Source organism: Paenibacillus sp. FSL R5-0749 (genome assembly GCF_038595085.1).
GTDB lineage: Bacteria > Bacillota > Bacilli > Paenibacillales > Paenibacillaceae > Paenibacillus.
The window spans coordinates 4,458,859-4,473,222 of the sequence record NZ_CP152005.1 but is presented as its reverse complement, the minus strand read 5'-3'; the positions used below and the strand labels follow the sequence as shown (position 1 = coordinate 4,473,222).

11 protein-coding genes and 1 pseudogene are annotated in these 14,364 nt (G+C 45.9%); 4 read left to right on the top strand and 8 right to left on the bottom strand.

From position 1 onward, the window contains the following. The first annotated feature begins 447 nt into the window (after positions 1 to 447). Both MKY85_RS19920 and MKY85_RS19915 read left to right on the top strand, forming a co-directional pair. A complete protein-coding gene (locus MKY85_RS19920) occupies positions 448 to 882 on the top strand; it encodes a hypothetical protein (protein ID WP_342570595.1) in 435 nt (144 codons plus the stop codon). Further along, positions 876 to 1,358, top strand: a complete 483-nt coding sequence (locus tag MKY85_RS19915; protein ID WP_342570594.1) for an HNH endonuclease — start codon at positions 876 to 878, stop codon at positions 1,356 to 1,358. Before MKY85_RS19920 ends, MKY85_RS19915 begins: the two co-directional genes overlap by 7 nt. A gap of 401 nt (positions 1,359 to 1,759) precedes the next feature. Here MKY85_RS19915 and MKY85_RS19910 read toward each other — a convergent pair whose 3' ends face one another. Next, complete coding sequence (locus MKY85_RS19910; protein ID WP_339307107.1) at positions 1,760 to 2,188, bottom strand: hypothetical protein; 429 nt, start codon at positions 2,186 to 2,188, stop codon at positions 1,760 to 1,762. Positions 2,189 to 2,991: 803 nt separating this feature from the next. Next, complete coding sequence (locus tag MKY85_RS19905; protein WP_342570593.1) at positions 2,992 to 3,210, bottom strand: helix-turn-helix transcriptional regulator; 219 nt, start codon at positions 3,208 to 3,210, stop codon at positions 2,992 to 2,994. 113 nt (positions 3,211 to 3,323) lie between these two features. Here MKY85_RS19905 and MKY85_RS19900 point away from each other — a divergent pair, with 113 nt between their 5' ends. Further along, complete coding sequence (locus tag MKY85_RS19900) at positions 3,324 to 3,593, top strand: DUF6809 family protein (RefSeq protein ID WP_342570592.1); 270 nt, start codon at positions 3,324 to 3,326, stop codon at positions 3,591 to 3,593. Between the two features lie 136 nt (positions 3,594 to 3,729). Here MKY85_RS19900 and MKY85_RS19895 read toward each other — a convergent pair whose 3' ends face one another. Together MKY85_RS19895 and MKY85_RS19890 are read right to left on the bottom strand one after the other, a co-directional pair. Then, on the bottom strand, positions 3,730 to 4,917 hold the full coding sequence (locus MKY85_RS19895) for a right-handed parallel beta-helix repeat-containing protein (RefSeq protein ID WP_342573431.1): 1,188 nt from the start codon (positions 4,915 to 4,917) through the stop codon (positions 3,730 to 3,732). A gap of 941 nt (positions 4,918 to 5,858) precedes the next feature. Continuing rightward, positions 5,859 to 7,358: pseudogene (locus tag MKY85_RS19890) on the bottom strand (catalase); the annotation flags it as partial. Between the two features lie 249 nt (positions 7,359 to 7,607). On the opposite strand from MKY85_RS19890, the gene MKY85_RS19885 reads away from it, so the two are divergent. After that, positions 7,608 to 9,572, top strand: a complete 1,965-nt coding sequence (locus tag MKY85_RS19885; protein WP_342570591.1) for an ATP-dependent DNA helicase — start codon at positions 7,608 to 7,610, stop codon at positions 9,570 to 9,572. Between the two features lie 580 nt (positions 9,573 to 10,152). Here MKY85_RS19885 and cysK read toward each other — a convergent pair. The 4 genes from cysK to MKY85_RS19865 all read right to left on the bottom strand — a co-directional run bounded on the left by cysK (position 10,153) and on the right by MKY85_RS19865 (position 13,572). Further along, positions 10,153 to 11,109: a cysteine synthase A gene (gene cysK, locus MKY85_RS19880; protein WP_342570590.1), complete on the bottom strand. Its 957-nt coding sequence runs from the start codon at positions 11,107 to 11,109 to the stop codon at positions 10,153 to 10,155. A 345-nt stretch (positions 11,110 to 11,454) separates the two neighbouring features. Further along, the gene (locus MKY85_RS19875) at positions 11,455 to 11,838 is read right to left on the bottom strand and encodes a hypothetical protein (RefSeq protein WP_253438912.1); all 384 of its coding nucleotides are present in this window, start codon (positions 11,836 to 11,838) and stop codon (positions 11,455 to 11,457) included. 466 nt (positions 11,839 to 12,304) lie between these two features. Beyond that, a complete protein-coding gene (locus MKY85_RS19870) occupies positions 12,305 to 12,538 on the bottom strand; it encodes a hypothetical protein (RefSeq protein ID WP_017687536.1) in 234 nt (77 codons plus the stop codon). Next, positions 12,535 to 13,572, bottom strand: coding sequence for a nucleotide-binding protein (locus tag MKY85_RS19865; protein WP_342570589.1), 1,038 nt, complete (start codon positions 13,570 to 13,572; stop codon positions 12,535 to 12,537). Before MKY85_RS19865 ends, MKY85_RS19870 begins: the two co-directional genes overlap by 4 nt. Positions 13,573 to 14,364: the final 792 nt, after the last annotated feature.

Sequence of the window (14,364 nt, the reverse complement as noted above, 5' to 3'; positions counted from 1 at the left end):
AATAAATGGAGGTAGAGAACATAAACATCAGAATCGTACCAATTGATTAGATTAATGCAGCAGCCTACACCCCGTGTTAACCTTCAACCTGAGGACGTTGAATATGAAAATCTTCGTTGTGGTATAGAGGAATTTGATTATGTTGAGCCGTTTGTCTGAAACGATTGAACAGGACATATAGTCAGTGGCCATCAGCCGACTTGGTGGCAGCACCTCCAAATTGATGACTTGTGATCAGATTGATCGAGCTTACAGAACTAAGAGATTTATCCGAAGTTATGCCATGTAATTAAACATCGATACCAGAAGTCCCTGGTATAAAGCCTGTACTTTTATTTCAGTTAAGTTCAATTAATTAGTAGTTTTCGAATCACTATTTTGAAAGGAGAATTGTTGCATTATGTCGAACTAGATACTTAAATATAAACGATATGGGGCAGGAACTTCATGAGATATTTCTTAGTGTTTCAAAATAAAAGCTACAAAGAAGAAAAGAAAGGTGAATTCTTATGGGCTCTTAAAGCAAATAAAGAAGGTCAGACCTTCCATCACTGGAATTCCATGACCTTAGTATCAAAAGGTGACGTAATTTTTAATAGTTTTAATGGTGAATTGTTATCAATTATTGTTGCCAAGAACGGTTTTAAAGAGTCATCTAAGCCTGCCGATCTTGCAGAAGTTTATCTATGGGAGAATGACGGATGGAAAGTTGATGCAAGATACGTTCAAGTGGATAAATCTATAAGATACAAGGATTATATGGATGACATTTTAGCTTTACAAGGTGAAAAGTACGCCCCTTTTAATTCATTAGGCCGAGGAAATACAGGATACCTATTTCAGGTAACAGATCAACTTGCTGACACTTATTCTCCTTGCTAGAACTTAAATTGGAGGATGTTGTCGCCGTTGAAAAAAGCGAAGATGAATTAATTGAAGCTGAAATAATTGCAGTTTCAGATGAGCCGCAAGAGACAGTTAGAGAACAAATTGTTAAAAACAGAATCGGTCAGGGTATTTTCAAACAGAGATTACGAGCACTTGAGGAAAAATGTAAGTTGTGTGGGATTGATAATCCGAATCTTTTAAGAGCTAGCCACACAAAGCCTTGGAGTGTGTCTAGTAACAAAGAAAGACTCGATCAATATAACGGTTTTCTACTATGTCCAACCCATGACATCCTTCTTGATAAGGGTCTAATAAGTTTTCGTGATGACGGCTTTATTTTGGTCTCTCCATTACTTGAAGCCCATAATAAGATATTGATGAACGTACATGAAGAAATGAAAGTAAATCTCCTAGAGCGGCACAAGGTTTACTTGGAATATCACAGAGAGCGCATATTTAAAACTCAATAAAACACAGGTAACCTTCGGTCTTAGATAAAGCGGTTAATTTTGTTGGAAAAATAAAAAAAGGAGGACGCGCTAATGTACTCCTTATTACCCAGGGTATCCCCCGGCTGAGATAACGTCCCGTCGCGCGCGGCATTTATCGACTCCGCCGCTTTTTTTGCATTCCATCATAACGGAAAGCTGAGGGATACACATGAGAAGCAGATGAAACTTTGTTGTAGCGCGAACTTGAAGTCATGGAGGGCATCCTTGAGTCAAAGGAACAGTATCGTAAAATCGTCAAGGCATAGATTGCCCAGTGGTTGAAAGACCTACAGTCTGAAAATAAAAAAGATGCAGACTGTAAAGGATTTGGAACGTCTCATCGAGTTGGATATCAAGCTTCAGCAGGATGAGTTGTGAATTTAATGAAAGTCTTTGGATTCTAATAACTCATCGATAATTTGCAAGATAATAGTGTATGTGACTACTTTTTTATTAAACCGTTTGTTAGTTTGAGTTGCGCCAATCATAATAAAAAGAATAAACAAGTACATAGGAATAAATAGTAACTTTTCTGGTACTGAAGAAGGAACTATACTAAAAAATCCGACAATCAAGCTAATTAAAACAGCGAAAATTGCAATATTATTGCTTTGGGCACCCCCTAGTGATAATTGAGCTTGATAGTGGGTTCGGATATTCTTCAGCTCGTTTTCAACGTTTATTCCTTGCTTCGCGGAATTATGCACTATGTATCCCAGGCTTATTCTTACTTTCTCTACGTGCTCAGGATTTTTTATTTTTATTGCATTTAAGTACTCTTCGAGAGATTGCACTTTAGTATAAAACATATATCTCCTCCTTTGAATTTAATATCGGAATACGAAGTCCCAAATTAAATAATTGGGGGATGAATGTATGAGGATTACTGATTAAATCCGTAGTAACACTATAGTGACTCGATGATATTATAAATCCATAGAAGTATGAAGAAATGTAGAAGGTAAGGAAACTTTTCCTACCTTCTATTTTTATGTCTGGTGAAACATTGAAATGGTATCATAAAGCCATTTTTTCATTTGCGAATTCAGTTCTTTCGGCCGCAGTAGTGTCTGTTCATCCCGATATTTCTCATGCGCTCTACAACTTTCTGCGTATGGGAGACACGCCAACTTAGAATGGCAGAAATCGTTAGATGCAATCAAGAACTTACTGGATTCTCCACTTCCCTCGCCTGGTTATCAGAATGGAAGGTCGCTGGACAAGCTTGATACGATTCAGCGGATTATGATCATGGTGCGTGGAGCTTGTGCTGGTGAAGTAATTCTTAACGAACGTTGTAACGATGTGATTGATATCGTAGCTGTTGACCCTGCGACAATTTGGTTCAGGAGAGAAGAGGATATGAATCAACTTGTTACTTGGAAATACATCAAAAAATCCACGTCCCCGTGCTGTTAAGGAATGGTTGGTCAATAGAAAAAGATTAATACGCCGACATTCATCTATAGAGAGTTCTATCTTATGGTTGATGATCCTTACAAACGAACGCCCATAGCAAGTTTGAAAGGGTGAATACATTACCAGGGTACTAGTTTGGCTTTGCTTTCAGCATGAAAGGACTTAGCCACGGGTATATGAAGTTCAAGCCAAATCAATTTGATGGATAAGGCTTTCTTACATCCGTCCGATTCAAAAGATAATCTGTACTTGTCTGATGATAGTCAGCCAGCTTTATCAATATAGCGGTAGGAATGTCCAACTCGCCTCGTTCGTAGTTACTATACACACGTTGACTACAGCCAAGATAAGAGGCCATTTGTGTTTGGGATAAGTCTTTGTCTTCACGCAAATTGCGTATACGAGCATACATTATCATCACCTCACCAATATCATACTTTAGCGTGTTATCCGCTATTGATTTTTAGCGGAAAATCCGCTAAAGTATAGTGAGAATAGTTGGTAAAAAGACTAGGTGGGGATAACATGTCAAACCTGATCGAGGATTTGTTTCACGGGAACCTGCGGTTGGACGAGTCGATTCATCCGGAGCAAGAAGAGTATCAGGAGATCAATCGTCAAATATCGGACATGATGCATAACTACAAAACAAATCTCACAGATACAGAATACGATGCCCTGGAACAACTGATAGACTTGATCGGACAATCCACATCGATGTATGTGGAAGCGGCATTTGAGCAAGGATTTCGCACAGGCGGCAGACTGATGATTGAGGTTTTAGCCAGAACGTAAGTATCTATCTACCTCATAAGCCAGCAGACATTACAAAGCAATTCAAAAATCCCCTCCTCCATTACCACCGATTAGGCTGGCATTGGGGGAGGGGACTTGCTTTTAAATTATTCTTATATCTTATTTACTTACATACTTACCGCGCACCAATATTCGTACCCGATGGCGTACCTGATCCAATCAGATCACTACCACCCGCAAGCTTCAGGAAATTACCCAGGACAGGCGTTCCGTCCGCGCTACGTGTTACCGAAGGCACGAGGGAGACAAAGTCGGCTGCGCTGGCGAGCAGGCCTTTGGCGTTCTCGCTTTTTTTGTTCTTCCACCAGACGTTGGTGCTGCTGACGTCGGTTCCGCTCGTTTTGTCACTGGCGCCGCCTTGGAAGGACAGGTTGTTGGTGAAGATGTGGGTGCCTACATCAAAGGCAAAATTGCTTTGCCCGTTGTTCCAGGAAGTGTTGTTTTTCATCTGGATCGAACCTGGATTGCTGTTGTAGGTGAAGCCATGTTTTTTGTTATTAAATGCAATGTTGTTTTCGACAATGTGGTTCACCGCAATCTTCTCGCCGCCAAGCTTGAAGCCGTTGCCATCGCTGTTGGAGGTGGAGGTACCGTCTGATGTTGCACCGTTGGCGTAAGCAATGCTGTTACGGATTGTGACCGCGCCGATGGCGCCTGTGTCCGTTTTGCTGTACAGATCCCAGCCATCGTCCACGTTATAGGCGGCAATACAACCGTCGAAGACGTTGCCTGGGCCAACGGTCAGTTTGGCGGCAAAACCGTCTGCATCCTCACCGTCATCCGGGTCGTAGTTGTTGTGGGAGTAGGAACGAATGACTTCATTATACGCAGGCCATTCACTCTTGGCGGCTGTGGAAGCATAACGTCCCATTTGAATCCCCGTATCCCGATTGTGATGGGCTTCGATCTGTTCCAGGCGGTTGTAGCTGCCTCCGATAAAGATCCCGTTGTCACCCGCACCTTTCACCTCAAGACCTTTGACGAACCAGTAGTCTCCGAACATTTGTAGTCCACGATTAGTGGAGGCGAAGGCTTGAGCGGAGAAATCAAAGACCGGTTTTTCCGATCCATACGCCACCAGATTTTTACGTTGTGAGGAGGTGCCGCTGTTACCACGTTCGATGGTAATGGTCTGGGAGAAGCTGTAGGTGCCGCCGCGCAGATAGATTGTTTTACCCGGAGCGATCTGGGTCAATGCGTTAGCCAGAGATGTTGGACTATTTATGGTTCCCGGATTGCTGGCTGAGCCGTTAGGGGAGACATAGAGATCACCCGCAGCAAGTGTCACACTTGAGGTAGCCATGGCTTCTGATGGATTATTTTGCAAGCTGCTCTCAATTACATCCGCCGCGCTAACTGATCCACCACCAATCAATAAAAGAGGAAACGCGGCACTCAGACAGATCTGGGCCATTTTTGATTTGAGGGAACGCTCCTTCAGGGAATGTACAGATCGTGCAGATACATGAGTAGATGTGGATGGGAATAATTTCATTAATAGACCTCCTTGTTTAATGGAAAATAGAATGTGTGAGCTGTTGCGGTATGCCGGACAGATGCATCGATGAAGTAGCTCATTGCGATGGGATGAATACTCTCTGTACAGCATAGTTTTATGGTAAATGTTGTAAACGTTATCTTCAATAATCATTTGATCAGATGGGTCTAGACACAGGCAGGTTAGGCGTAGTTGCTCCCATTGCCTGGGGTTTCACAGGTTACATGTAATCCTGACATTGGCTGGTAGCCCTGATTTAACGATGAATCATCTGAAATGAACCTAGAGATGCATGCTTTTACAACCTTCAAGGCACGAGACTCACCCTCAATCCACCCAAATGAACTTCGCATTTTCAAATAAAGAGCAGCACGCATCCAACTAGGGGGACATAAACATAATCCTTGCCTTCTATCGAAATGAAGGGGCAATTAACGCATAACAAAAAGCCCCATAGCGGCTGCCAGGGGCAACGAGACTATTGGGGCGATGTTCGAAGTGACATTATCTGATCATTGTAGGCATTGTCATTCATGGCAAGACTCATCGAATCAAGCGATGTGCTCCATTAAACCAACGCTGGGACTTATCGTCCGAACAATCTCATGCACTATAAGCGATGCATAGACGAGAGTTCTACGACGCTGCCCACTTTAATATCCGTCCGTCTCACGACTGCGCTTCTTCGCTTGCTCGACACTTGGTTCATGTTTTGGTTGGACCGTCGCACTATCATCGGTTGGCACTGACGCCAGTCCTTCCGCCACACGACGACCGTAGTCGGCATCCGCTTGGGTAAAATGAGAGATCATGCGCTCCCGGATATCCGGTTTGCATTGGGCCAGAGCATCGACCATGTTGCTGATCAGCTCATCCCGCTCCCAATCCTCGAATGCCCGGTACGTATCCCCAGCTTGTCCAAAATCATTCGTACGTTCGATCTTCTCACGCACTAGCCTGCCTTCCACCAACGGTTCATGTTCCGGGCCGCGTGGTGTAGCTTCTTTTAACCCACCAAGGGAGGAAGGCTCGTAGTTCACATGCGGATTCTGCCCCGGTGCACGATCCACCTGATATTGCATCTGTCCGCCGCTCTGATTGGTCGCAACACGGTTCTTCGGCGCATTCACAGGCAGTTGCAGGTAGTTCGCACCGACCCGATGACGCTGGGTATCCGAATAGGAGAAGGTGCGTCCTTGCAGCAGCTTGTCATCCGAGAAATCCAGTCCGTCCACCAATACACCTGTGCCAAATGCCGCTTGCTCCACTTCATTGAAATAATCCTCGGGATTACGATTCAACGTCATTTTGCCAACGGGTAGAAAAGGAAACTGATCCTGGGGCCACAACTTGGTTGGGTCCAACGGGTCAAAGTCCAGCTCCGGGTGCTCGCCATCTTCCATCACCTGAACGCACAGCTCCCATTCGGGATAGTCGCCTTGTTCAATGGCATGATACAGATCCAGCGTGGCATGGTTGAAATTCTGCCCCTGAATCTCGCTCGCATCTTTTTGCAGCAGGTTACGTATGCCTTGATTCAGCGGTTCCCAGTGGTATTTGATGAGCACGCCCGTGCCTTCCTGATTGACCCATTTGTATGTATTGACACCCGACCCTTGCATCTGACGGTAATTGGCCGGAATACCCCAAGGGGAGAAGAGGAACGTCACCATATGGGTTGCTTCGGGACTGAGTGAGACAAAATCGAAAAACCGCTCCATATCCTGTGCGTTGGTCAACGGGTCGGGTTTGAAGGCATGTACCATATCCGGGAACTTGAGCGGATCACGAATGAAAAAGATTTTCAGGTTGTTACCGACGAGATCCCAGTTGCCATCTTCGGTATAAAATTTCACGGCAAAGCCACGCGGGTCCCGCAGCGTCTCAGGAGAGTGTCCACCGTGAATAACCGTTGAGAATCGAACGAATACGGGGGTTTCTTTTCCTTTTTCCTGAAACAGACGTGCCCGTGTATATTTGGATACCGGTTCATTCCCGGCCGTGCCATACGCTTCAAATACGCCATGAGCACCAGCACCCCGGGCATGCACAACCCGTTCCGGAATACGTTCGCGGTCGAAGTGAGTGATCTTTTCGAGAAAATGATAGTTCTCCAGTGTTGTCGGTCCACGGCTGCCCACGGTTCTTACGTTCTGATTGTCCGTGATGGGGTGACCCTGTCGGTCCGTTAAAGTCTCGCTTGATTGGTCTGAGGAATGCTCGGATTGTGAAGAATGGTTATCCATGGAGTGGAATGCCACCTTTCCTTAAGTTGGATTCCTGTATATATTTTCCCTGTGGGCAGGTTCTATACATTATGGCAACCAACGAACATCTAAACGACCTTTTGAAAAACTAATCAACTGCCCTTCGATTTCCTCATAAAAAAAGCTTGTCACCAGCCTTACTGCATGAGATAATTAACTTTTGCCCTGCGGCCTTTTTTGAACGGAAATGAAAGAGGACCGCGTCTAAGAATGGAGGCTGACCTAGGATTGTCTACACAACGTTATCCTTTTGCATATGATCCGGCTGAACCCTTTGTATCCCGTCTGGGAGAGTGGGTAGCCGATGTTTTTTACGATATTTTGCCAGAGTCCGGCTTCGAGGTACGGGATGAACAGATTTTTATGGCGTACCAGCTCGAACGGGCCTATGGAGATAAAAAGACCATTATGGCGGAGGCCGGTGTCGGAACAGGCAAGACGTTAGTCTATCTGCTCTACGCGGTCTGTTATGCACGTTATACGGGGAAACCGGCGGTGATCGCCTGTGCCGATGAGTCCTTGATTGAACAGCTTGTGAAGCCCGGCGGAGATATTGCGAAGCTGGCTGCACATCTGGATCTGGAAGTGGACGCGCGTCTCGGAAAATCACCAGACCAATACGTCTGCCTGAACAAATTAAGTGCGGTGCGATTCGCCGATGAGGATGCGCCTGTTATTGAAGAAGTGCACGAGAGCCTGCCGGATTTTGTGAATACGCCGGGTACGCTTCAGGCCTTCCATCCGTATGGTGACCGCAAACAGTATCCACATCTGAACGATCGCCAGTGGAACAAAATCAACTGGGACCCGTTCCAGGATTGTTTTGTTTGTCCAAAAAGACAACGCTGCGGCCTGACGCTGTCGCGTGACCATTACCGTCGTTCCAAAGACATCATCATCTGTTCCCATGATTACTACATGGAGCATGTGTGGACGTATGATGCGCGCAAACGTGAGGGACAACTGCCCCTGCTGCCTGATCACAGCTCGGTTGTATTTGATGAAGGACATTTGCTGGAAGAAGCAGCCCTGAACGCACTGAGTTACAAGCTGAAACACCGCATCTTCGAGGAACTCGTGACTCGCCTGCTTGAAGGAGAGATTCGTGAATCCCTCGCCGAGCGTGTGGATGAAGCCATTGAGAGCAGTGAACGCCTGTTTGCGTTACTGGATACCTACACGGTGGCGATTCCGGGATCGGAACGGAAAGAAGTTCGGGTAGAAGCACCGTTGCTGCGTGAGATTGAACGTCTGACCAACGTATTGGATGCCATTGGCGAAGAACTGGTATTTGAGAGTGGATTGTTCTCGCTGGATGGATACCAGATGCGTGTCGTCGAAGAACATTTGGACATGATTCAGTCTGCACTTGCGTTGTTCCGTAAGGAAGATGGCTATATCTGCTGGGCGGAAGAGAGTGAAGACGAGACGACATTATCGATCATGCCGCGTACGGTGAAGGAAATGCTGAACGAGCGTGTGTTCAATACAGGTATTCCAATCGTGTTCTCCTCTGCAACGTTATCTGTGGACAGTTCATTCCGTTATGTGGCGGACAGCCTGGGCATTGATGATTTTGTATCGTTCTCGGTGGCTTCCCCGTATGATTATGCGGACAAAATGAAGATGAAGATTACCGATGAAGCTGTACCGGGTCACCCGGAGAACGAAAATCGCATGCGCGACGCAGTATCCATGCTTCAGGAGAGTGGAGGACGTGCGCTCATCCTGTTCCGTACGATGGAAGAATTGCGCGCGTTCAAGCAGGATATTGTTCATGTGCCTGAAGCAGAAGGTTTGCGCTTTATGTATGAGGGTGATCGGGAGATCAGTGATCTGATCGCGGCATTCCAGCAGGATGAGGAGAGTGTGCTGTGCTCCGTCAATCTGTGGGAAGGACTGGATGTTCCAGGACCGTCATTATCCAATGTTATGATCTGGTCGCTCCCGTATCCACCACAGGACCCTGTGTTCAATGCAAAACGCAGTGCGTCGGCAGCACCATACGAAGAGATCGATCTTCCGTATATGCTCCTGCGTGTGAAGCAAGGTCTCGGACGTCTGATTCGGACAAGCACGGATTCCGGTTCCGCGGTCATTCTCGATGAATCACTGCATACCAAAAAGGAAGCCAAAGACCGCATTGCGGCTCTGCTTCCCGAGGGTGTGGAATGGACAACCCTGACACACTAATGACTGAATTCTAAATCATACAAAATCGTACTAAATCCTACATTTACATTGGATTATACGTTCTAACCGGGCCGAAATGGCTCCCATCAGAAAAAAGCTCTTGTTCTCAACGGATACACCATCCGTATGTGAGCAAGAGCTTATTTTTTTATTTTGATATGATATTTTGATGGTTCCTGCAATGTACGTCTTTTCCCTTTTTTTCGAGGGATTTTCCCTCACTCGGAATCGCTCCAAAATTCTAACGAACCTACCACACCTTATTAGGGTGATAATGAAGAGATGTAAATTCTAACGAATCTCAGTAACGTTATCCCGCCGAAAATGGCTTCTAACCCTGTAAATCAACCGCATTCGGAGAAATAACGTCGCTATGATTCGTTACACTTCAAACCTGCATAAATAGGAGCGAATAGCGTGTGTCAGGTTCAATAGAAGCAATGAGCGCTAAATGAACACTACATGAGTGAGTACTAAATGAATGCTCATAAGGGAGGGCCTCTGTCAAGCTTATAACTTATGGGCTCATGGCTTGTGGGACATGGAAGCCACTTTTTCATGTGTAAAGATGTTAGCTGTGTTAAAAAATACCCATGCTCAGATACCGTTCCCCGGTATCCGGCGCAATGCAGAGCACCCGGTGCCCCGGCCCCAGTTCCTTCGCGATGCGAAGGGAGGCCCACACCGAAGCGCCAGAGGAAGGGCCGAGCAACAGCCCTTCCCGGGCAGCAAGCTGCCGCATCGTATCCAGTGCGTCCTCATCGGACACTTGGATGATGGCATCCCACACGTCGGTATTCAGGATGTCCGGAATGAACCCCGGACTTGTACCGACGAGCTTGTGTGGTCCGGGCTCGCCACCGGACAACACCGGAGAACCTTTGGGCTCCACCGCATAGATACGGATATCGGGCAACTGCTTACGCAGTTCTTCCCCGGTTCCCGTAATTGTTCCGCCAGTTCCCGCCGTAGCGATGAAGGCATCCAGCCTTCCGTCCATCTGCTGCATAATCTCGGGAGCTGTCGTGATCCGGTGAATATCTGGGTTCGCCGGATTCTCGAATTGCTGCGGAATGAAACTTCCCGGAATGTCTGCCTGAAGTTCTTTCGCTTTGCGAATCGCACCTGGCATCCGCTCCGCAGCAGGGGTGAGCAACACATCTGCGCCGTAGGCTTTCAGGATGTTGATGCGTTCCTTGGACATGTTGTCTGGCATGATCAGGATGGCTTTATATCCTTTGGCAGCGGCATTCATCGCCAAACCAATCCCGGTATTGCCACTGGTTGGTTCAATAATGGTTGCACCGGGAAGAAGCAGTCCTGCACGTTCAGCTTGAACGATCAGGTTATATGCGGCACGGTCTTTGACGCTGCCACTGGGGTTGAAGTATTCCAGTTTCACGTATACCTCAGCAGAGTCGCTGCCTGTGAGTCGGTTCAGTTTAACGGCAGGTGTCTGGCCGATCAGTTCGGTTACATCTGCAGCAATGCCTGTATGTGCTTGTGTTCGTTTAATCGAATGTGTATTCAGATCCATGAAGTACAGCTCCTTGATTGATAAGACGTTGAGAGATATCCAGTTGAACTCAAACCCTAAGGAACAATCTGTCTGCCATGAATGGCAGGATGCTTGTTTTAGTATAGGAATTGAATTTAGATCATGCCTTATTGGAATGGTTGGTTATCTCTCCTCCATCTTAATGAACATAACCTTCTGTGGTCAACTTGTTTTGAATTAAGCGGAGGGCGCGGAATCATACGAGCAGTGAATCGGACGAAGCGAGTAGGAGTTGGATTCAAGCGTAATGACGGATGGACGCAGATCCATATGTGTTTGGATAACAACAGGCGTATGCTCCGGTTCAATAGGAACAGAGTTGCATCAGCTCTGTGCCAAGTCCATCTGCAGATGCCGACTGAGTTCTTTTTTGACTTCATTGCGTGCGAACGTCCATAACATATAGAACCGTTGCCAATACCCCCTGCACATATACAGAGTTTCGATACCATCAGCTTCACGATTCTCTTCCAGAACTTTGACACCGCGAATTCTCATCTGCTTGCGAAGACCCAACATCTCCTTGAGCACATTGTTCTGAATACGTGTCAGCGAAAGAATGTAGACTTCAGGCATCTTAAGCATAAGTGTATCCAACGTTCGAATATCTCGCTCAAGTACATCCAGCAATAGGGTGCGTACAACCAAACCTTTAATTAGACGATGGTCTTCATCCGCAGGGGATGGGGCGGAAGTTGAGGATGTCATATGTTCACTTCCTTAACCTATAATTGTAAATTTTTATTTACAGAACATGTGTTCCTATATTATAATCAATATATGTAATGGAGATACACAATACAACCGAGAAATATTGGAAGCAAGCACTAACGTATTTTCCTGAGGATACAGATCGTGTATGAGGCTAAGGATTTGAGGACAAGCCTGCTCCAAAATTAGGTATAATTTATGGGTTTTGCAGGAAACCTAAGGCCATAAACCAAATAAGCCTTATGCAATGCGCCTACTACAGAAGTAATAATAAGCAATGAAATAAAGCAATCAATTGCAATAATCATCTAAGGCTGGCTTGCCTTAATATGCTGATGCTATGACAACAAGAAAAAGCAATTCACTCTACTAAAAATGTGCAACAAAAAAGCCCCTGCCTTGGGCGGCGGGGCCTATGGAATACTGCCGATTCAGCGGCAGGTTTAATGACGTGTTTAAGAAATTAAGCAAGATATTGAGGCTTTTCGTAGAACGCCTCTTTTTCAAGGATGACCTTATAAGGTCTTTCCTTGCCCTTCAGGGAGGGCCCAATAGTCGTTAGCGGTACGGCCGGCTTGTGGAAACGATCTTCTTCCTTGGGTTCCGGAACCGGTCGTGATGATTCGGGCGCAGAACTGAGGCGTACCTTTTTCTCGCTGCCCCAGCGCTTGCTTATTTTTTTCGTTTCCGGTTTCATTCCGGTTCGCCTCCTAACAAATCGTTGATGGCGTTGAACAGTTGACGATTCTGTAGGTCAATCTGCTGAAAAACCGCCTCACCCGCTTCAATATGTCCAATAATGTGAACGGTGATTACATACCTCTTGGCTACAGGATAGCATAGCAGATACTCTTTCTCAAGGTAATCATCATATAGGTTGATCTTGATCTTGTTCTCCCGGTAAGAATCAATCACCAGGATGCGCTTGGGATCATCCGGTTGTTTGTCGTCATTAGCGGACAAGTCATACTTTCTCCCCGGTTCTCCAACATTACCACATAATTGCTCAATATAACCACTGTCATCTGTACGGTATATGGCTGTGCCACGTACAGCGAATGGAGGATGAGAGACAAAGGCAGTACGCAGGGCATCACTCATTCGTTCCAGCATTTTGGCATCTGCTTTGCGGGTACGCAGCAATTCCCTAAAGAACCGCAGCAACTTAAGCAATTGTAACCTTGCTTCTCCCTCGGTGCGTTTATGCTTCTCAATGATGTTCTCCAATTCCGGATCACTCCAGCGTCCTTGTTCCTCAATACTGTCTGCAATCTTGGAACATGCCACGGACACGGCTGGTGCCCACTTTCCGTCAGAACGGATTTCATATACGAGTGGATTTAATCCCAGCAGATCTGTGGGCATCCGCAATCCTTCGATCTTGGTCGTGTCCTTGATGTCTGTAATATCCTCAGGAAGAATGAAAAAAATACGCTTTCGTCCCAGACGACCCATAAACAGACCCATTTCAAGCATTGTATTATCCCGGACCGACGCGTAGTACTTCCCGCGAATCTTGGATATATCATCCGGATGAAAAATAAAAATTGCAAAGTCAGTCGTGCGTACCTCTACTTCCAGATCGTCCATGGTATAGCTGCTTGGATTAAAAACCCCGGAATACCAAGGGGTAACTTCAGCTGAAAAACGTAAGTTTTCGTGTACTGCGGCTGCAATCGGCTTCGCTTCCAGCGAGCAGCCAATAAAGACTCTTGGCTTTAACGTTTTCATCAATCCGCCTCGCTTAAACGGTAGTGGGATTCAATTGTTATATTATACCATAAAAAGCAGAGTAAGTCTGGAAACGTCTGAACTGGACAAATCATAAGCCGATTACGTTTGCTATAGTGTATGTGTGAAAGGGAAATGATTCCTTTAAAAAGCACAAGAAAATAAAAAAAGGCCCCAATTTGTCACAGTTGGGTGACTGACAGTTATTTTTGGAAGCTTCGGTCATAGAATAAAGGAGCAGGTTGCACCATTAGCAAGCATTGCTACTCCTGGTGTGCCCGTACGACTGCTGGAGCAGCCCAGATGCTGCTTTATGCGCATATTTGACGGGTCCGCTGTTTAGACCCGGTCACGTTGGTGTTATATAATAGAAGAACAAGCAAGTTAGCTTTGGTGTTTAAGCAGAATCTTTACACGGTAACGAAGAGTGCAGAACCCGTCTGAAGAAACGAAGTGCTCGCCTTTATCAACGGATTTTCCCATTTAAAATATGGGATCAAAAAAATCCGTGGATAACAGCGATCGGAAGAGGGTACTGTAATCGAAGTGTTATAGTGTAAAGTATAATGTTTAACCAAGCACAGCTAACCACAACAGAACAGAAAGGATCAGGATACCATGAGTCCCCGAAGGACAATCTCCCCAAGGACAATCTGGAAACGTTACGATCTCTCATACACATAGCGCCCCTTGTAGAGTACATCAACCGGTTCAAAAAAACGGCTGACTCTGCGAAAGAGGGGATTGGAATGAATATTCGAAGGACACACACGATGATTTCTTCCAGGCTTG